Genomic DNA, 17,474 nt, shown 5'->3' on the forward strand with positions numbered 1-17,474 from the left:
CGGCGCTGATGTGAGGATGCTGCCATGACGAACGCTTCGCGCGCTCAGGTCGATTTGGACGCCCTCGCGCGCGATCTGCGTCAGGAGCAAGCTCGTGGCGCCGCGGGTGGCGCCAAGCCCGACCCGTTGGCCGAGCTGGCGCGGATCGTCGGCCAGGACGACCCGTTCCGCGCATTGCTCGCAGCGCGCGACGAGATGCGCGGCGTCGCAGCGGCGCATCCCGAGGCCGGCTGGAACGCTCGAGTCGAGCCGAGCTTTGCCCCGGAGCCGGTCAAAGCGAATCCTGCTGATGCCTTCGACCAGTACCTCGCCTCGGTCGAGCGCGACACGCACGAGGAGCCCGTAGCCTATGGCGTGGAGGCTCAGGATTCCGCCGCAGCGGAGTACGAGGACGGCCGTTCGCTCCGGCGGGTGAACCCCCGCCGCCGTCTCGCCTCTGTAGGCGCCGGCATCGCGATCGTCGCCGTGGCCGTCACCGGTGCACTGACTTACAAGGGTCTACACGGCTCGAGCAGCGGTGGCGGCGTACCGGTCGTCCAGGCTGACTCAACGCCTCTCAAGGTCGCCCCGAAGGTTGCCGACGGTGTCGAGATCCCGGACCAGAACCGGCAGATCTACGACACAAAGGGCAAGACGAAGGAAGGCCAGATCAAGATCGTCAACCGCGAGGAGCAGCCGATCGACGTGGCCGAAGCGGCCCGCGCGGCACAGGGGACTGGTCCGGCCGGCGGTGCGCAGAGCGGCACCACGCCGGGCAACGGCCCGTTCGAGGCCTTCGGCGAGCCGCGCCGGGTCCGCACGGTGGCGGTGAAGCCGGAGGCGCCCCCCGCGCCGGTCCAGCGTGAGGCTCAGGCCGACGCCGCTCCGGCCCCGATCCCCACCATGGTTCTGCCCACCGACGAGCAGGCCCAGGCAAAGGCTAAGCCCACCCGTCAAGCGGCTGCGTCTATGCCGGTCACCAGCCCGGAACAGGTTCAGGCATCACCGCAATCGACCCCGGCTGAAGCCGCCCAACCGAAGCCCGTCGCGGTGAAGGCGCCGCCGAAGGCTGCGCAGCGGGTCGCTTCAGTGGCCACACCGGCCATTGATGCACCGGAAGCCGCCGACGACACCGTCAAGACCGGCTCGGTCGGCGGCTTCTCGGTTCAGCTCGGCGTGCGCGGCAGCGCCGCCGAGGCAAAGGCCGCGCTTAAGCAGATGCAGGCCAAGTACAGCGAGCTCGCTGGCAAACCTGAGTTGATCCGGCAGGCCGAAGTCAACGGCAAGACGATCTTCCGGGTCCGCGTCGGGCCGCTGGCCAAGACCGAGGCCGCGAGCCTGTGCACGGCACTACAAGGCGAAGGTGGCCAGTGCTTCGTGGCGAAGAACTGAGCCATCGATAACGGTGGTCTATAGCTTCCTCCTCCGCGCGAAGCGGGAGGGGTCCGCGGGGAGGGACACGAGTCCGTCCCGCAACACTCAGCCTTTGACGATGTCCCAGTTTGGCAGGGGGTGCGGTTTCGCCTTGCCGGCTCCCTGTTCCCGCCCGACTCTACCGGCACCGATTCGCCGGACCCGTCGTTTTCCTAGCCGCACTCGCGTGGCCACCGAGAAACCCGAATGACCGCCCGTGCCCTGATCCTCGGCTGCGCCGGCAAGACGCTCTCCGCCGAGGAAGCTGCTTTCTTCCGCGATGTGCGGCCCTGGGGCTTCATCCTGTTCAAGCGCAATATCGGCACGCCGGACGAAGTACGCGCCCTGACCGCTTCGCTGCGCGACTGCCTCAATTTGGACGCCGCGCCGATTCTGATCGACCAGGAGGGCGGCCGGGTCCAGCGCATGGGGCCGCCGCATTGGCCGGCCTACCCGGCGGGTGGGCGCTACGGCCGCCTGAACGGCAGCGCCACCGCGATCGCGCGACTCGGCGCCCGGTTGATGGCGCATGATCTGGCCGAGGTCGGCATCAACGTCGATTGTGCCCCCGTCCTCGACGTGCCGGCCCCGGGCTCGCACGACATCATCGGCGACCGGGCCTATGCCTCGAACCCGGATTCAGTGGCCGAGATCGGCCGCGCCGTCGCCGAGGGCCTGATGGCCGGCGGGGTCCTGCCCGTGATGAAACACGTGCCCGGTCACGGCCGCGCCGCCTGCGACAGCCATCACGGCCTGCCCGTGGTGGAGGCAACCCGCGAGGCTCTGGCCGCGCAGGATTTCCGGCCGTTTCAAGCGCTCGCCGACCTGCCGATGGCGATGAGCGCCCACGTGGTCTTCACCGCGATCGACCCGGAGAATCCGGCCACCCAGTCGGCAGCGGTGATCCGCGATGTGATCCGCGCCGCAATCGGCTTCGACGGTCTCCTGATGACCGACGACCTGTCCATGCATGCGCTGACCGGCACGTTCCGCGACCGGACCGAGGCGGCCTTCGCGGCGGGCATCGATATCGGACTGCATTGCAACGGCACGATGGACGAGATGCGCGCCGTCGCCGAAGCCGCTCCCGTCCTCGCGGGCGAAGCCGCCCGCAGGGCCGCCTCCGCTTTGGCGCGTCTCGACCGGGCCGATGATGGGATCAATGTGTCCGAGGCCCGAGCTCGGTTCGCGGCCGCGCTTGCCACCGCGGCCTAGCGCGTCGGCGGTAACGGAAGGTCGGCTTCCGATAGACCGGGCTTCAACCCGCGGCCTTCCACCGCCCCTACACCCGCCTCTGCTTGTGTTCGTGCGGTCCGATCCCTAGGTTCGCCCGGAAATCTTCAACCGGTCGTGGCGTCACGCACCCACAGGTGGGCGCAGGCAGGTCGACGCACGCAGGAGGTTGCCATGGGCAGCATGAGTATCTGGCACTGGGTCATCGTTGCCGTCATCGTCATGCTGCTGTTCGGACGCGGCAAGGTCTCCGACCTGATGGGCGACGTGGCCAAGGGCATCAAGGCGTTCAAGAAGGGCATGGCCGAGGACGAGACGCCTTCGGCGAGCCAGCCGGTCGCGCCGCCGAGCGAGCCGGTCCGCACCATCCCTCACACCGCCGAGACGAGCCCCGGGACCGCGGTACCGGCGAGCCATCTGCCGGGCGGCGAGCGTAAGCCGGTCTGAGAGACTGTCAGGACGCGCGCTGTGGTGTAGAGCCTGATGGGGGCTCGGACTCAGGTCCGGCTCCCCAGGCAGCAGGACCGTCGACGACATGCTGGACATGAGTTGGGGCGAGGTGATGCTGATCGGCGGCGTCGCCCTCATCGTCATCGGGCCGAAGGATCTCCCGAAGGCGTTGCGTACCGTCGGGCAGATCACCACGAAGCTGCGCCGCATGGCCGGCGAATTTCAGATGCAGTTCAACGAGGCGATCCGCGAGGCCGAACTCGACGAGGTTCGCAAAGAGGTCGACGGTATCCGCAACACCGTCCGCGCCGCGAGCTCCGGCTTCAATCCTGTTCAGACCATCCGCGACGAGCTGAAGGGTGCGGTCGAGGGCCGAGTCGCTACCCGGCAGGGCTCCGAAACCCTGGGACCGGAAAAGCCGGCCGCGGACACGCGCTCCCTGGCCGACGCCACCGCGCAGCTCAAGGCCGAGCAGGAGGCCGTCGCGCCGCCGAGCATCGAGAATGCGTCACCGGCCGCTGAGCCGGCCGCGCACGCCGATCCGGTTCCGCACACTGCTCCGACCGAAGCGCCGCTCCCGATTCCGGGCTCGGTGGATGATCCCTACGGGCCTCCACCCGAGCCGCCTTCCACGCACGACACCCCCATGGACCCGAAGAACGGCGCCACTGCCCGATGATGAGCGACGCCGACGAGGCCGAGATCGAAGCATCGCGGGCGCCGCTGCTCGAACACCTGATCGAATTGCGCTCGCGGCTGATCAAGTCGCTGATCGCTTTCGTAGTGATGTTTTTCTGCTGCTTCTTCTTCTCACGCGATATCTACAACATCCTTGTCTACCCCTACGTCTCGATCGTGGGCGTGCAGAATGCCGAGCTGATCGCGACGCATTTCCTCGAACAGGTGTTCACCAACATCAAGCTCAGCGTGTTCGGCGCGGCGTTCCTGGCCTTTCCGGTGATCGCCACGCAGATCTACGCCTTCGTGGCACCGGGGCTCTACCGCAACGAGCGCAAGGCGTTCCTGCCCTATCTCGTGGCCACGCCGATCTTCTTCGTGCTGGGGGCACTCGTCGTCTTTTTCCTGGCGATGCCGCTGCTGATCAAGTTTTCGGTGTCGCTCCAGCAGGTCGGCGTCGCAGGCGAGCCGACGATCAAGCTGCTGCCCAAAGTCGACGAGTATCTGTCGCTGATCATGACGCTGATCTTCGCCTTCGGCATCGCGTTCCAGCTGCCGGTGATCCTGACCCTGCTCGGCCAGATCGGCATCATCGACGCAGCCTTCCTGCGGGAGAAACGCCGGTACGCGATCGTGCTGGTCTTCGTCGTCGCCGCGGTGCTGACGCCGCCGGATGTCATCTCGCAGCTCTCGCTCGCCCTGCCGATGCTGATTCTCTACGAGGCCTCGGTGTTCTCCGTGGCGCGTGTCGAGAAGCTGCGTGCAACGCGGAGGGCCGCGGAGGGACTCGATCCGTAAGGATCGGATGAACCCATCCGGGCTTTGAAAGCACTCGGATCCTCTGCGGCTTCCGGGCAGAGCCCCGCTGCCCTCGGAGCTCTCCGCCTCGCATTGTGCCAAAGGGCCTCGGGCCCTTTAGAAACCTGTTCCGTCGCGTCGCCGCGAATCCTATTCCGTCCGCAGGAGAACGTGCCGCTTCTTGCCGAAGGACAGCTTGATCACCCCGTCCGTGGTCAGATCCGCCGGCGTCAGTGATGCCTTCTCGTCCGTCACCGCGACATCGTTGACTCGCAGGCCGCCGCCCTTGATCTGGCGTCGCGCCTCGCTGGACGATGGCACGAGCTTTGCGACGTCCGGTCCGAAGGCCGTCAGCACTCCCAGACCGGCCTTGAGGGTCGCCGCGGCCACGGTGACGCTTGGCAGGTCTGCGGCCAGAGTCCCCTCGACAAATGTTTTCCGCGCGGTCTCGGCGGCGGCATCGGCCGCCTCGCGCCCGTGCATCAGCGCCGTGGCCTCGGTGGCGAGCACCATCTTGGCCGCGTTGATCTCGGAGCCGGCAAGCGCCGCGAGCCGCGCGACCTCGTCCATCGGCAGCAGCGTGAACAGCTTGAGGAATCGCGCCACGTCCGCGTCCTCGGTGTTTCGCCAGAACTGCCAGTAATCGTACGGCTTCAGCATGTCCGGGTTGAGCCAGACGGCGCCCGCGGCGGTCTTGCCCATCTTGGCACCGGAGGACGTGGTCAGCAGCGGGCAGGTCAGGGCGTAGAGCTGGGGCGTGCCCATGCGCCGGCCCAGATCGATGCCGTTGACGATGTTACCCCATTGGTCAGAGCCACCCATTTGCATGGTGCAGCCGTAGCCGCGGTTCAGTTCCACGAAGTCGTAGGACTGCAATATCATGTAGTTGAATTCCAGGAACGAGAGTTCCTGGTCTCGCTCCAGGCGCAGGCGGACGCTGTCCATCGACAGCATGCGGTTGACCGAGAAATGGCGGCCGATGTCGCGCAACATCTCGATGTAGTTGAGCTTGGTCAGCCACTCGGCATTGTCGACCATCACGGCGTCGTTCGCGCCCTCGCCGAAGCGCAGGAACCGGTCGAAGGTCTTGCGGATCTCGGCCTTGTTGCCGTCGATCTGCTCGACGGTCAGGATCTTGCGGGTCTCGTCGCGGCCGGACGGGTCGCCGACCCGGGTGGTGCCGCCGCCCATCAGGGCGATCGGCTTGCCGCCGGTGGCCTGCAGCCAGTGAAGCATCATGATCGACAGCAGGTGCCCGACATGAAGCGAGGGCGCCGTGCAATCGTAACCGACATAGGTCGTCAACCGCCCTTCGAGCGCAGCGGCGTCGATGCCGGCGAGGTCGGACGTCTGGTGAATGTAGCCGCGCTCGGTCAGGATCCGCAGGAAGTCGGATTTCGGCGCGAAGCTCTCGGCGGTCATGGCTGCGGTCTCGGATCGCGAGCCGGCGCGACAGGCCGAGGCTCTGCGTGCTAGCTCGCGCTGGGGTTCAGGATACGGCGCGCTCTTAGCAGGGCGTTCGCCGAAAGGCACGGGGTCGAGCACAATGGCGATGATGCGCGCGATCGGGCTGATGAGCGGCACCTCGCTGGACGGCGTCGACATCGCTCTGATCGAGACTGACGGCGAGCGGGTCCACGTCGTCAGAGGCCATAACAACTTTCTCGAGCCTCTGGGGCCGACCGGCTATCGCGGCTATTCCGACGACGAGAAAGCGCTCCTGCGGGTGGCGACGAAGGACGCAGAATCCGTGCTGCACCCGGGCGACCGACCCGGGCGCTTGCCCGAGGCCGAGGCGTTCGTCACCCAGGCCCATGCCGAGGCGGTCGAGCGCTTTCTGGTCGAGAACAACCTCAGCGCCGATACGATCGACGTCATCGGCTTCCACGGCCAGACCGTGATCCACCGTCCGGACCAGCGCATCTCGATCCAGATCGGCGACGGGCAGGCGCTGGCCACGCGGCTCGGCATCCCGGTGGTCTCGGACCTGCGCAGGGCCGATATCGAGGCCGGCGGCCAGGGTGCGCCGCTCGTGCCGGTGTTTCACAAGGCGCTGGCCGAGGCCTCGGGCTTCGACGGCCCATTCGGCATCCTCAATATCGGCGGCGTCGCCAACGCGACGCTGATCGATTCCAAGGGCGGCGTGATCGCCTTCGATACCGGTCCCGGCAATGCCCTCATCGACGAATGGATGCAGGAGCGCGAGGGCAAGAACCTCGACGATGGTGGCCGCACCGCCGCCCGGGGGCGCGCCGACGAGCCGTTGCTCGCCTGGCTGCTGATGCACCCGTTCTTCTTCCGCCGGCCGCCGAAATCCCTCGATCGGAACTGGTTCTCGCACAAGCTTGCCGGCCAGCTCACCACCGAGGACGGCGCCGCGACGCTGACGGCCTTTACGGCGCGGGCTGTAGCCCGGGCGCTCGACCACGCCCCCGAGATCCCGACCCGCTGGATCGTGGCGGGGGGCGGTGCCCGCAACGGCGAGTTGGTGCGGCTCCTGAACTATCACCTGCGCGCCGAGATCACGACCGCGGACGCCATCGGCTGGTCCTCGGCCTACCTGGAGGCGCAGGCCTTCGCGTATTTGGCGGTGCGCTCGCTCCGGGGCCTCCCGATCACCTTCCCGCCGACCACCGGGGTGCGTGAGCCGATGACCGGCGGGAGGCTGGCGCGACCGAATGCCTGATCTCTGCATCAGAAACCGATGCATGGCCCGGCGGTTGGCTCCCGATAGAACGCGATCGGGATTAAAGACCTTGGCCGAGACTTACCTGCGCTACCACGACGGCATCGAGACGCCGGCTCCGGACGAAAACGACACCATCGACGCGATCATTGCGTCGATGACCCGCGAGAGCGAGACCACGGCCAGCCGCTACGGCCACGCGGTGCGCGCCTCGCACGCCAAAGTCAGCGGTGTAGTCATCGGCGAGCTTCAGGTGTCGGACGACCTGCCGGCCGAGCTAAAGCAGGGCCTGTTCGCCACGGGCGGCACCTATCCGGTGATCGTGCGCTTCGCCCAGGGGCCGGGCGAACTCCTGAAGGACAGCGTCTCGACCCACCGGGGCATGGCGATCAAGGTTTTGGGCGTCGAGGGCGAGAAGCTGCCCGGTCACGGCGCGACGACCCAGGATTTCGTGCTCGCGACCGGCCCCGTCTTTCCGAACCCGGACGCCAAAGGTTTCCTGGGCAGCATGAAGCAGTTGGAGGCCGGCACGAAAGCGCCGGAAGTCCTGAAGGTCGCCATCTCAGGGGCGGCCCGGGCAATCGATACCGTCGTGAAAGCAGTGACCGGCGAGAGTTCGCCACTGCTCGACTTTTTCGGCCACGAGCCCCTGCATCCGCTGGCGGAGCCGTATTATTCGCAGGCAGCGCTCCGCTACGGCAATCACGTCGCCAAGATCGCCGCCTTTCCGGTCGGCGCGAAGCAGCAAGCCATAGCTGGAGAGCATTTGCATCCGGGCGAGGATCAGGACGCCTTTCGACACGCTGTGACAGCCTATTTTGCCGGCGACACGGCCGTATTCGAGATCCGCGTGCAGCTTTGTACGAACTTGAACGACATGCCGGTAGAGGATGCTTCGAAGCGCTGGGACGAGGCCGCGAGCCCCTATCGCACCGTCGCGCGCCTAGTTCTCCCAGCCCAGGATTCCCAATCCGAGGCTCGGACCCGCTACGCCGACGACGTTCTGTCCTTCCGACCGGCCCACAGTCTCGCGGCGCATCGCCCGCTCGGTTCCCTGATGCGGGCACGGCTCAAGACCTATCAGGCGCTCTCCAGCTTCCGCCACGGCCGCAATCAGATGCTGGAGACTGAGCCAAACACCATCGAGCAGATTCCGGACTAAGCGTGAGCCTCGGCCACGCCCTGCGCCGGATCATCGAGGAATACCCACTCGCCCGGCTTGACCCGCCGGCCGGGCATCCCCTGGCAGCCGTGATCCGGCGCGGCGCGCCGCGGGCGCTGCGCGGCGCCCTCGACACCATTGATGGCGCGTTCCTGGTGAAGGGCAGCCCCGGACGCGGCAGCCACTGGGCGGCCGTGCCGTGGCTCGCCATGTTCGACCCAACTGTGACCACCAGCGCCACGCGCGGCTACTATCTGGTCTACCTGTTTCCGGCCCACCGCGAGGTCGTCCACCTGTCGCTGGCGCAGGGGACGGTGGCGGCGATACGCGAGCATGGGGCACAGGCGGAAGCCTTTCTCCGCACCAGCGGCGATGCCCTGAGGATGCGCCTGTCTGACTTCGTCGACAGGCTGCCGAACACATCAATCACCCTCGGCAGCGTTGGCGAACTACCGGACGGGTACGAGGCGGCACACATCCTCGGTCTCACCTACGAGCTCAAGGATCTGGGGGATGAGCGGCGCCTGCGGGCAGATCTCTCAGTCGGTATCTCGGCTTATCGGGCGCTCAAAGCGCGGGGTGGAATCACGGTTTGAGCGGCACGTGGTTCGCAGCGAGGCAATGCGCGATGCCCGGGAACGTTCAGGGACGGATCCGCACCGTTTGTGCCCCCGGCGCTCCCGCGCTAGACGGACCTCGTCATGTCTCACAACTCGTTCGGCCACCTGTTCCGCGTCACGACCTTCGGCGAGAGCCACGGGGTCGCGCTCGGCTGCGTGGTGGATGGCTGTCCGCCCGGGCTGGCGCTGGAGGCCGAGGAGATCCAGGCCGAGCTCGACCGTCGCAAGCCCGGCCAATCGCGCTTCACCACCCAACGCCGCGAACCCGACCAGGTGAAGATCCTATCGGGGGTGTTCTCCGACGACCGCACGGGCGGGCGTCAATTTACGACCGGCACGCCGATCGCCCTGATGATCGAGAACACCGATCAGCGCTCGAAGGATTATTCCGAGATCCGCGACAGTTACCGTCCGGGCCACGCCGACTACACCTACGACGCTAAATACGGCATCCGCGACTATCGCGGTGGCGGCCGCTCCTCCGCCCGGGAGACCGCGGCGCGGGTCGCCGCCGGTGCCGTGGCGCGCAAGGTGATCCTGGGCATCACCATTCGGGCAGCCCTGGTCCAGATGGGGCCGCACGCCATCGACCGGTCGCGCTGGGACTGGGCTGAAGTCAACAACAACCCGTTCTTCTGCCCGGATGCCGAGGCGGCCGCCCATTACGAGAGCTATCTCGACGCGATCCGTAAGGATGGCTCGTCCGTCGGCGCGGTGATCGAGGTGGTGGCCGAAGGCGTGCCGCCCGGCCTCGGCGCTCCTGTCTACGGCAAGCTCGACGCGGATCTCGCCGCCGCCATGATGTCGATTAACGCCGTGAAGGGCGTCGAGATCGGTGACGGATTCGCGGCCGCCGCTCTACGCGGCGAGGACAATGCTGACGAGATGCGGGCCGGCAATGGCGGGCGCCCACGCTTTCTCGCCAACCACGCGGGCGGCATCCTCGGCGGCATCTCCAACGGCGAGCCAGTGGTGGTACGCTTCGCCGTGAAGCCGACCTCCTCGATCCTGACACCGCGCCGCTCCGTGACCCGCGACGGCGCTGAGGTCGATCTCATCACCAAGGGCCGCCACGACCCCTGCGTCGGCATCCGCGCGGTACCGGTCGCGGAGGCCATGATGGCCTGCGTGCTGGCCGATCACTATCTACGCCATCGCGGGCAGGTGGGAGCGGCCTGACCCGCCGGGGCCGGGCCCGATCGCGTTGCGATCGATCACGGCTCCGGGTCCAGACTTTTCACAGGCTCGCGTGCGCCGGACCGGGATTCTTGTCGGCAGCACGCGAACCAGGCCCTTCCGTCCCTCGGGGTTGGAGGGATGCGAGACGAGAGAGCGATCCGTGCCCCATTGCACCGTCACAGAGGCCATCGCGGCCTTCGCCCGCGGCGAGATCGTGGTCGTTACCGATGATGATGATCGCGAGAATGAGGGCGACCTTGTCGTCGCGGCCTCGCTCTGCACGCCGGAGAAGATGGCGTTCATCATCCGCAACACATGCGGCATCGTTTGTGCGCCGATTACCCAGGACGAGGCTCGGCGGCTTCACCTCGATCCGATGGTCGCGTCGAACGATGCGCCGCTCGGCACCGCCTTCACGGTCACGGTGGATGTGAAGCACGGGCTGACCACGGGCATCTCCGCGGAACAGCGCTGCAATACGGTGCGGGCGCTGGCCAACGGCAACATGGGCGCCGGCGATTTCGTGCGGCCCGGTCACGTCTTCCCGCTGATCGCTCGCAACGGCGGCGTGCTGATGCGCTCGGGCCATACCGAGGCCGCGGTCGATCTGTGCAAGCTCGCCGAATTGCCGCCGGTGGGCGTGATCTGCGAACTTGCCAACGACGACGGCACCGTGATGAAGGGGCCGCAGATCGAGGCCTTCTCAGAGAAGCACGGCCTGAAGCGCGTCTCAGTCGCCGAACTGATAGCCTATCGGCAAGCGCGCGACAGGCTGGTGGAGCGGGTGGGGCACTTCACGGTCCATTCCAACCACGGCGACGTGACAGCCTATGCTTTCTCCACCCCGTTCGAGACGATCCAACAATTCGCCTTCGTGATGGGCGAGATCGGTGATGGCCAGGACGTGCTGGTTCGGCTGCACCGGTCGAACGTCGCAGCCGACGTAATCGGTGGCGGCAAGCAGATCGACGCGGTGCTCAAGCGCTTCGCATCCGCCGGCCGCGGGGTGCTGGTCTACCTGCGCGACGGCACCGCGGGCGTCCCGCTGAAGAGCACCAAGGAGGAGGGGACGGAGGCCGTGCGCGCCCGCCAGTGGCGCGAGGTCGGTCTCGGCGCCCAGATCCTGCGCGATCTCGGCGTCGTCTCGATCCGCAACCTTGCAACCTCGACCCGCTCGTATGTCGGCCTGTCGGGCTTCGGCATCGAGCTTCTGGGCGACGAGCCCCTAGATGGGTGACTTGATCCCGGACGCGTCTCAGGGGCGCCTCGCGACGGTCCAGATCGCGGCGCCGGCCATGATGGCGGCCGCGCTCCGGTTCAAACGGACGCGGAGGACGGGTTTCCGCAGCGAATCCCGTGCCCGGGCTGCCAGGGCGGCATAGGGGGTCATGACGGCCACGAGCACCAGCGTGGTCAGACCGACAAGGGTGGCATAATCGCCGCCCGTGACGATCCGCAGATCAACGATCGTGGGCAGTACGGCGAGGTAGAAGACGATCGTTTTGGGGTTGGCGAGGGTGACGGTGATCCCGGCAATAAAACTCGCCAGCGGCCGGGCAGCTGGGCCGCCCTCGATCCGATCGGTTTTCCCGGCCGAGCGCCAGAGCCGTACTGCTAGGTAGGCGAGATAGAGACCGGCGCAGAACCGGACGACCAGAAAAACCTCGCCCAGCGTTTCCGCGATCAGGGCCAAGCCAAACACCGCCGCGGACAGGAAGATCAGATCACCCAGGATCAGCCCGACGGAAAACGCCATCGCAGCCCGGAAGCCCGAACTGAGCGCGCGGGCGACCAGGGCAACGACGCCAGGGCCGGGTACGGCGGCGGCAACGCTGAGCGCCAGCGCGTAGGCGATAAAGCCGGTGCCCGTCATCGACTGCTCCACAGGCAGATCGGCGGCGCGATCCTGTTGCGGGCAAGCTTCTGCGATGGCCGCGCGACAAGCTTCGATGTCAGCATGATTCTGATCGTTCACAGATCGGCTGATCATGCCGCCGTTTGCGGCGTCTGCAACCCGAATCGGAGCGCGCGCCGTCACCGCCCCATCAGTGCGTCCACATGGGCGGACACGGATTTGGACAGTCCCTCCAGACTGTAGCCGCCCTCCAGCACCGAGACGATCCGACCGCCGGCACAGCGCTCGGCCAGCTCCATCAGCTTGCGGGTCGCCCAGCCAAAATCCTCCGCCTCGAGCCGGAGGTTCGCCAGTGGATCGAGGCGGTGGCCGGCGAACCCCGCCGAGATCACGATCACGTCGGGCCGGAAGGTCTCCAGTCGCGACAGGATGCCGGCATCGAACGCCTCGCGAAACGCTGCGCCGTCGTCGTTGGGCCGGAGCGGCACGTTGACGATCGTGTCCTTCTCACCCCGCTCGGAGGCGGCGCCGCTGCCCGGGAACAGCGGCATCTGGTGCGTCGAGGCATAGAGCACGCTGGCGTCGTCCCAAAAGATGTCCTGGCTGCCATTGCCGTGGTGGACGTCCCAATCGACCAGGGCCACCCGCTCGGCGCCGTGCTTCTCCCGGGCGTAGCGGGCCGCGATGGCGGCGTGGTTGAACAGGCAGAAGCCCATCGACCGGGTTCGCTCGGCGTGGTGGCCGGGCGGCCGCATCGCCACGAAGGCGTTCCGGCACTCGCCGGCCATCACCGCGTCGAGGGCGTGATTTGCCCCGCCGATAGCCCGCAGCGTCGCCTCCAGGCTGCCAGCCGAGAGGATCGTGTCGGCATCGATCCCGACCATGCCGTGTTCCGGGACGGCAGCGACCAGGGCGTCTACGTAGTCGCGCGGATGCGCCAGGGTGGCGACTTCAATTTCCGCCCGTGGCGCGGCCACTCGCACGAGGCCTGCGAAGCGCTCGTCTTCCAGGGCTCGCTCGATCGCCCGCATCCGCGCCGGACGCTCCGGATGCCCCTCGGGCACCTCGTGGTCGAAACTCGCGGGATGGCTGACGTACAAGGTGGTCACGACGGTCGCTCCCGGGTGCGGTCCTGTCGCGCGCCTGCAACAAGAGCCGGCAATGTGCCATGGGCGCAACGCGCCGACTACGGTGGGGTGCCCGTTCTGGTTATAGTTGCTCAAATCTTCCATGGGACGGGTCTCGACCAGGCCGTAAGTCCAAGGTCCGGAAGCTGTCCGAAGAAAGCCGCATGCGCATCATTCCGGTCATCGCCTGCGCCATGCTGCTCGCGAGTTGCACCTTCAAAGCCGTACCGGATCCAAAAGTCTCGGCCCGTGACGCCGAGTTCATGGCGCTCGTCCCCGAGGCCGAGTTCGACCCCCACTTCGCCCGCTATCAAGTGGAAGACCCGACCGGGCAGCCTCCGGGCACAATTGTCGTCGAAACCAAGGAGCGGCAGCTCTACCTCGTGTTGCCGGACGGCAAGGCGATCCGCTACGGCGTGTCGGTGGGGGACGAGGCGTATGGCTGGGCGGGCACCGCCACAGTCGACCGGAAGGCTGAGTGGCCGGCCTGGAACCCGCCGGCCGAAATGATCAAGCGCTGGCCCCACGTCCATGCCATGCAGGGCGGCCCGATGAATCCGCTGGGTGCCCGCGCCCTCTACCTGGCCGATCACGGCCGGGATACGCTCTACCGGATCCACGGCACCAACGAGCCGGAGAAGATCGGCCAGGCGGTCTCCTCCGGGTGCATCCGCATGCGCAACATCGACGTGGTGGACCTGTTCGACCGCGTGCCCGTCGGGGCCACGGTCATCGTCCGGTAACGCAACTGATCAACGTCCCAATAAGCCTGCTTGCTCGGTCCGTGTTTACCTGAACTTCCGTTCAGATCTTGCCGTTAACTTCCGGCAGGGGTGCCGTCCCGTAAGTTCAAATCACACCGGGACAAACACCGACCACAGCAAAGGTCGGAGGAGCAGGCAGCCATGACCATGATCTCCGTTCAACAGTTCTGCAACCATGCTGTTTCGACTGGCACGATCAGCGACGAGGACCTCCTGGTCCTCAAGCGCGAGGTCCTGCCGGAGGGGATCATGAGCCGCGACGAGGCGGACATGCTGATCGCCCTGGAGCGCGCGGTGATCGGCTCGGACGCCTTCGCCGACTTCCTCGTGGCCTCGGTGGTCGATTTCGCCGTGTGGGGCTTGCGCCCGACCGGCTATATCGACCGCGAGGTCGCCGCCTGGCTCGCCGGCTCGCTCACTGGCCGCGACGGGCCGAGCCCGGTCGGCGCCCGGATCGCCATGGAGATCGTCCGCGAGGCGCAGGGCAGCGCCGAGGCCCTGATGGCCTTCGCCCTGGATGCGAACCGCTGGACCCGCGAGGCCCAGGCTCCGCGCGTCACCTTTGCGTTGGCGGCTTGAGCCTTCGACCAAGGCGTAGCTTCCGTCTTCGGCGCAACTGATCTATCGGGACAGTCAAGCCGGTGTGCAATCCGGCGATCTCGAGAGCGATGCGCCAGCGATGTTCGATAAGATCCTGATCGCCAACCGGGGCGAAATCGCCTGCCGGGTCATCAAGACCGCCCGGAAGATGGGCATCAGGACGGTCGCAGTCTACTCGGACGCCGACCGCGATGCGGTCCACGTCGCCATGGCGGACGAGGCGGTCCATATCGGCCCCGCCGCCGCCGCCCAGTCTTATCTTGTCATCGAGAAGATCGTCGAAGCCTGCCGGCAGACCGGCGCCCAGGCGGTCCATCCCGGCTACGGCTTCCTGTCAGAGCGCGAAGCTTTCCCGAAGGCGCTGGAAGCCGCCGGCATCGTGTTCATCGGTCCCAATCCTGGCGCCATCGCCGCCATGGGCGACAAGATCGAGTCCAAGAAGGCGGCGGCTGCCGCCAATGTCTCCACCGTCCCGGGCTATCTGGGCGTGATCGAGAGCCCCGAGCACGCCGTCGAGATCGCTGACGGCATCGGCTATCCGGTGATGATCAAGGCGTCGGCCGGCGGCGGCGGCAAGGGCATGCGCATCGCCCATTCGTCCGGCGAGGTCGCGGAGGGCTTCGCCCGCGCCAAGTCCGAGGCGTCTTCGTCCTTCGGCGACGACCGGGTGTTCGTGGAGAAGTTCATCACCGATCCGCGGCATATCGAGATCCAGGTGATCGGCGATAAGCACGGTAACGTGATCTATCTCGGCGAGCGCGAATGCTCGATCCAGCGCCGCAATCAAAAGGTGATCGAGGAGGCGCCGTCGCCGCTGCTCGATCCCGAGACCCGCCGGAAGATGGGCGAGCAGGCCGTCGCCCTCGCCAAGGCGGTGAATTACGACTCCGCCGGCACGGTCGAGTTCGTGGCAGGCCAGGACAAGTCCTTCTACTTCCTGGAGATGAATACCCGACTCCAGGTCGAGCATCCGGTCACCGAGATGATCACCGGTCTCGACCTCGTCGAGCTGATGATCCGGGTCGCGGCCGGCGAGAAGCTTCCGCTGACGCAAGAGCAGGTGAAGCTCGACGGCTGGGCGGTCGAGAGCCGCGTCTACGCCGAGGATCCGACCCGCAACTTCCTGCCCTCGATCGGCCGGCTTACCACCTACCGGCCGCCGGAGGAGGGCCGCCAGGGCGGCGCGATCGTGCGCAACGATACCGGCGTGGAGGAGGGCGGCGAGATCGCGATCCACTACGATCCGATGATCGCCAAGCTGGTGACCTGGGCGCCGACCCGCACCGAAGCGATCGCCGCGCAGGGCGATGCGCTGGACGCCTTCGCGATCGACGGCATCCGCCACAACATCCCGTTCCTCTCAGCGCTGATGGCTCATCCGCGCTGGCAAGAGGGCAATCTCTCAACCGGCTTTATCGCCGAGGAATTCCCGAACGGCTTCGTCGCCCCCGAGCCCGCGGGCGCGGTGGCGATCCGCATGATGGCCGCCGCAGCCGCGATCGACCACAAGCTCAACCAGCGCAAGCGCGGGATCTCCGGGCAGATGCGCGCGCCCGGCCTGTTCGCCTTCGAGCGCGACCGCGTCGTGATCCTGGCCGGCCAATCCTATCCGGTCACCGTCGAGCCCGAGGGCGAGGACCTGATCGTCACCCGGGACGGCGGCACCTCGCTGTCCGTCGCGAGCGCGTGGCGGCCGGGCGAGCCGGTCTGGATCGGCACGATCGGCTCCGAGCGCGTCGCCATCCAGGTCCGCGGCCTGCTGAACGGCGTGTTCCTGCAGCACGCCGGCGCGGCGGTAGAGGCACGGGTCTATACCCGCCGCGAGGCCGAGCTCGCCGCGCTGATGCCCGTGAAGGAGCAGGCCGGCTCGGGTAAGCAGGTGCTCTGCCCGATGCCGGGTCTCGTGAAGCAGATCCTGGTCACCGAGGGCCAGGAAGTGAAGAACGGCGAGCCGATCGCGGTGGTCGAGGCGATGAAGATGGAGAACATGCTCCGCGCCGAGCGCGACGCCACGGTCGCGAAGATCCACGCCAAGGAAGGTGACAGCCTTGCGGTGGATGCGGTGATCCTAGAGTTTGCCTGAAGGTTCTTTCACCCTCACGTCGTCATGACTGCCGCATCCAACGAGCAGACGAAGCTGTTGGCGTCCGCCATCAACAACGTGGCGGTCTCCTTCGTCGTGATCGGCTTTGTGACGCCGGTGGTCGCAGTGAGCTTCGGTGGGCCCGCGGGCGTTATCCAGCGCGTTGAGAACGTGGTCTTTGCCTTCGCCTGGCTTTGCACCGGGTTCGTACTACATTGGACAGAGAGGCAGATTCTGCGGGGGATCAAGCCATGAGCGCCGACTGGCTTTTCGTCACATTCGTGATCCCGGCGGTGGCCATCGCCGTCGCCTACGTGGCGATGCGCGCAAACGAATGGTCCATTCAGCGCGACGAGCGGAAATCCGGGAAGTAATTCAGCGACGCGACGCTCAACGGTCGCTGCATGCCCTTATACTTCGCCTACGGCGCGAACATGGATGCCACCGCGATGGCCCTGCGTTGCCCGGTCTCGCGGCTGATCGGCTGCGGGCGGCTGCCGGGATACCGCTTCATCATCATGCGCGAGGGCTACGCCTCGGTGGTGCGAGACTCTGCCCGCGTGGTCCATGGCGTCCTGTGGGAACTGGCCCTCGACGACATCCCGGCTCTCGACCGCTACGAAGGCGTTGCTGGTGGCCTTTACGCGAAGGCGACGCTGCCTGTGACCACAGCCAGTGGGGTCAAGCGTGCCCTGATCTATCTTGGCCGGTCGACCGCATCTGGCCGGCCGCGGCCGGGCTACCTCGAAGCCGTCATGGCGGCTGCCCAGGCCGCACAACTGCCGCCAGCCTATATCCGCGAACTCGGTCGCTGGACGCGTGGCGCGCCCGCCTGATCATTCGGCAA

Annotated in this window: 19 protein-coding genes; 16 read left to right on the top strand and 3 right to left on the bottom strand. The window is 67.0% G+C overall.

Annotation, left to right across the window (positions count from 1 at the left end):
• Positions 1–24 precede the first annotated feature (24 nt).
• From AO398_RS22645 to tatC, 5 genes are all read left to right on the top strand, one after another.
• Positions 25–1,371 carry an SPOR domain-containing protein gene (locus AO398_RS22645; protein WP_058194429.1) on the top strand — a complete coding sequence of 449 codons (1,347 nt, stop codon included), beginning with the start codon at positions 25–27 and terminating at the stop codon, positions 1,369–1,371.
• Between the two features lie 228 nt (positions 1,372–1,599).
• A complete protein-coding gene (gene nagZ, locus AO398_RS22650; protein ID WP_058194430.1) occupies positions 1,600–2,607 on the top strand; it encodes a beta-N-acetylhexosaminidase in 1,008 nt (335 codons plus the stop codon).
• Between the two features lie 192 nt (positions 2,608–2,799).
• Positions 2,800–3,072, top strand: coding sequence for a twin-arginine translocase TatA/TatE family subunit (locus tag AO398_RS22655; protein ID WP_058194431.1), 273 nt, complete (start codon positions 2,800–2,802; stop codon positions 3,070–3,072).
• 88 nt (positions 3,073–3,160) lie between these two features.
• Positions 3,161–3,754: a Sec-independent protein translocase protein TatB gene (gene tatB, locus AO398_RS22660; RefSeq protein ID WP_058194432.1), complete on the top strand. Its 594-nt coding sequence runs from the start codon at positions 3,161–3,163 to the stop codon at positions 3,752–3,754.
• Positions 3,751–4,551, top strand: coding sequence for a twin-arginine translocase subunit TatC (gene tatC, locus AO398_RS22665; protein WP_058194433.1), 801 nt, complete (start codon positions 3,751–3,753; stop codon positions 4,549–4,551). Before tatB ends, tatC begins: the two co-directional genes overlap by 4 nt.
• A gap of 150 nt (positions 4,552–4,701) precedes the next feature.
• On the opposite strand, the gene tyrS is transcribed toward tatC, so the two are convergent.
• Positions 4,702–5,973 carry a tyrosine--tRNA ligase gene (gene tyrS, locus AO398_RS22670; protein WP_058194434.1) on the bottom strand — a complete coding sequence of 424 codons (1,272 nt, stop codon included), beginning with the start codon at positions 5,971–5,973 and terminating at the stop codon, positions 4,702–4,704.
• A gap of 124 nt (positions 5,974–6,097) precedes the next feature.
• Here tyrS and AO398_RS22675 point away from each other — a divergent pair, with 124 nt between their 5' ends.
• From AO398_RS22675 to ribB, 5 genes are all read left to right on the top strand, one after another.
• Entirely contained in the window at positions 6,098–7,237 is a 1,140-nt protein-coding gene (locus AO398_RS22675; RefSeq protein WP_082643407.1) for an anhydro-N-acetylmuramic acid kinase, read from the top strand.
• Between the two features lie 70 nt (positions 7,238–7,307).
• Positions 7,308–8,399: a catalase family protein gene (locus tag AO398_RS22680; protein ID WP_058194435.1), complete on the top strand. Its 1,092-nt coding sequence runs from the start codon at positions 7,308–7,310 to the stop codon at positions 8,397–8,399.
• A gap of 2 nt (positions 8,400–8,401) precedes the next feature.
• Positions 8,402–8,995: a DUF3578 domain-containing protein gene (locus tag AO398_RS22685; RefSeq protein WP_058194436.1), complete on the top strand. Its 594-nt coding sequence runs from the start codon at positions 8,402–8,404 to the stop codon at positions 8,993–8,995.
• Between the two features lie 105 nt (positions 8,996–9,100).
• Complete coding sequence (gene aroC, locus AO398_RS22690) at positions 9,101–10,198, top strand: chorismate synthase (RefSeq protein ID WP_058194437.1); 1,098 nt, start codon at positions 9,101–9,103, stop codon at positions 10,196–10,198.
• A gap of 160 nt (positions 10,199–10,358) precedes the next feature.
• Complete coding sequence (gene ribB / locus AO398_RS22695; protein ID WP_058194438.1) at positions 10,359–11,435, top strand: 3,4-dihydroxy-2-butanone-4-phosphate synthase; 1,077 nt, start codon at positions 10,359–10,361, stop codon at positions 11,433–11,435.
• Between the two features lie 18 nt (positions 11,436–11,453).
• Here the strand turns inward: ribB and AO398_RS22700 are convergent, their stop codons facing one another.
• Positions 11,454–12,071 carry a LysE family translocator gene (locus tag AO398_RS22700; protein ID WP_058194518.1) on the bottom strand — a complete coding sequence of 206 codons (618 nt, stop codon included), beginning with the start codon at positions 12,069–12,071 and terminating at the stop codon, positions 11,454–11,456.
• Positions 12,072–12,232: 161 nt separating this feature from the next.
• Entirely contained in the window at positions 12,233–13,162 is a 930-nt protein-coding gene (locus tag AO398_RS22705) for a histone deacetylase family protein (protein WP_058194439.1), read from the bottom strand.
• Positions 13,163–13,344: 182 nt separating this feature from the next.
• On the opposite strand from AO398_RS22705, the gene AO398_RS22710 reads away from it, so the two are divergent.
• The 6 genes from AO398_RS22710 to AO398_RS22730 all read left to right on the top strand — a co-directional run bounded on the left by AO398_RS22710 (position 13,345) and on the right by AO398_RS22730 (position 17,463).
• Positions 13,345–13,923, top strand: coding sequence for a L,D-transpeptidase (locus AO398_RS22710; RefSeq protein WP_058194440.1), 579 nt, complete (start codon positions 13,345–13,347; stop codon positions 13,921–13,923).
• 162 nt (positions 13,924–14,085) lie between these two features.
• Positions 14,086–14,523 (top strand): hypothetical protein, encoded by a 438-nt coding sequence (locus AO398_RS22715; RefSeq protein ID WP_058194441.1) that lies wholly within the window; start codon positions 14,086–14,088, stop codon positions 14,521–14,523.
• Positions 14,524–14,623: 100 nt separating this feature from the next.
• Complete coding sequence (locus AO398_RS22720; protein ID WP_058194519.1) at positions 14,624–16,627, top strand: acetyl/propionyl/methylcrotonyl-CoA carboxylase subunit alpha; 2,004 nt, start codon at positions 14,624–14,626, stop codon at positions 16,625–16,627.
• A 57-nt stretch (positions 16,628–16,684) separates the two neighbouring features.
• Positions 16,685–16,882, top strand: coding sequence for a hypothetical protein (locus tag AO398_RS22725; RefSeq protein WP_244498862.1), 198 nt, complete (start codon positions 16,685–16,687; stop codon positions 16,880–16,882).
• Positions 16,879–17,001: a hypothetical protein gene (locus AO398_RS29745; protein ID WP_279596718.1), complete on the top strand. Its 123-nt coding sequence runs from the start codon at positions 16,879–16,881 to the stop codon at positions 16,999–17,001. The genes AO398_RS22725 and AO398_RS29745 overlap by 4 nt, the downstream gene beginning before the upstream one ends.
• A gap of 30 nt (positions 17,002–17,031) precedes the next feature.
• Positions 17,032–17,463 (top strand): gamma-glutamylcyclotransferase family protein, encoded by a 432-nt coding sequence (locus AO398_RS22730; protein WP_058194443.1) that lies wholly within the window; start codon positions 17,032–17,034, stop codon positions 17,461–17,463.
• The last annotated feature ends 11 nt before the right edge of the window (positions 17,464–17,474 follow it).

Origin of the sequence: Methylobacterium sp. GXS13, from assembly GCF_001455965.1 — a bacterium.
In the GTDB taxonomy this organism is placed as follows: Bacteria; Pseudomonadota; Alphaproteobacteria; order Rhizobiales; family Beijerinckiaceae; genus Methylobacterium.

What these genes read in the sequence shown, in the direction of transcription:
- tatC (WP_058194433.1), top strand. Translation starts at nt 3,751, where the DNA reads ATGATGAGCGACGCCGACGAGGCCGAGATCGAAGCATCGCGGGCGCCG.
- AO398_RS22645 (WP_058194429.1), top strand. Translation starts at nt 25, where the DNA reads ATGACGAACGCTTCGCGCGCTCAGGTCGATTTGGACGCCCTCGCGCGC.
- AO398_RS22710 (WP_058194440.1), top strand. Translation starts at nt 13,345, where the DNA reads ATGCGCATCATTCCGGTCATCGCCTGCGCCATGCTGCTCGCGAGTTGC.
- AO398_RS22700 (WP_058194518.1), bottom strand. Translation starts at nt 12,071, where the DNA reads ATGACGGGCACCGGCTTTATCGCCTACGCGCTGGCGCTCAGCGTTGCC.
- AO398_RS22720 (WP_058194519.1), top strand. Translation starts at nt 14,624, where the DNA reads ATGTTCGATAAGATCCTGATCGCCAACCGGGGCGAAATCGCCTGCCGG.
- aroC (WP_058194437.1), top strand. Translation starts at nt 9,101, where the DNA reads ATGTCTCACAACTCGTTCGGCCACCTGTTCCGCGTCACGACCTTCGGC.
- AO398_RS22730 (WP_058194443.1), top strand. Translation starts at nt 17,032, where the DNA reads ATGCCCTTATACTTCGCCTACGGCGCGAACATGGATGCCACCGCGATG.
- AO398_RS22715 (WP_058194441.1), top strand. Translation starts at nt 14,086, where the DNA reads ATGACCATGATCTCCGTTCAACAGTTCTGCAACCATGCTGTTTCGACT.
- AO398_RS22655 (WP_058194431.1), top strand. Translation starts at nt 2,800, where the DNA reads ATGGGCAGCATGAGTATCTGGCACTGGGTCATCGTTGCCGTCATCGTC.
- AO398_RS22675 (WP_082643407.1), top strand. Translation starts at nt 6,098, where the DNA reads ATGGCGATGATGCGCGCGATCGGGCTGATGAGCGGCACCTCGCTGGAC.
- nagZ (WP_058194430.1), top strand. Translation starts at nt 1,600, where the DNA reads ATGACCGCCCGTGCCCTGATCCTCGGCTGCGCCGGCAAGACGCTCTCC.
- tatB (WP_058194432.1), top strand. Translation starts at nt 3,161, where the DNA reads ATGCTGGACATGAGTTGGGGCGAGGTGATGCTGATCGGCGGCGTCGCC.
- AO398_RS29745 (WP_279596718.1), top strand. Translation starts at nt 16,879, where the DNA reads ATGAGCGCCGACTGGCTTTTCGTCACATTCGTGATCCCGGCGGTGGCC.
- tyrS (WP_058194434.1), bottom strand. Translation starts at nt 5,973, where the DNA reads ATGACCGCCGAGAGCTTCGCGCCGAAATCCGACTTCCTGCGGATCCTG.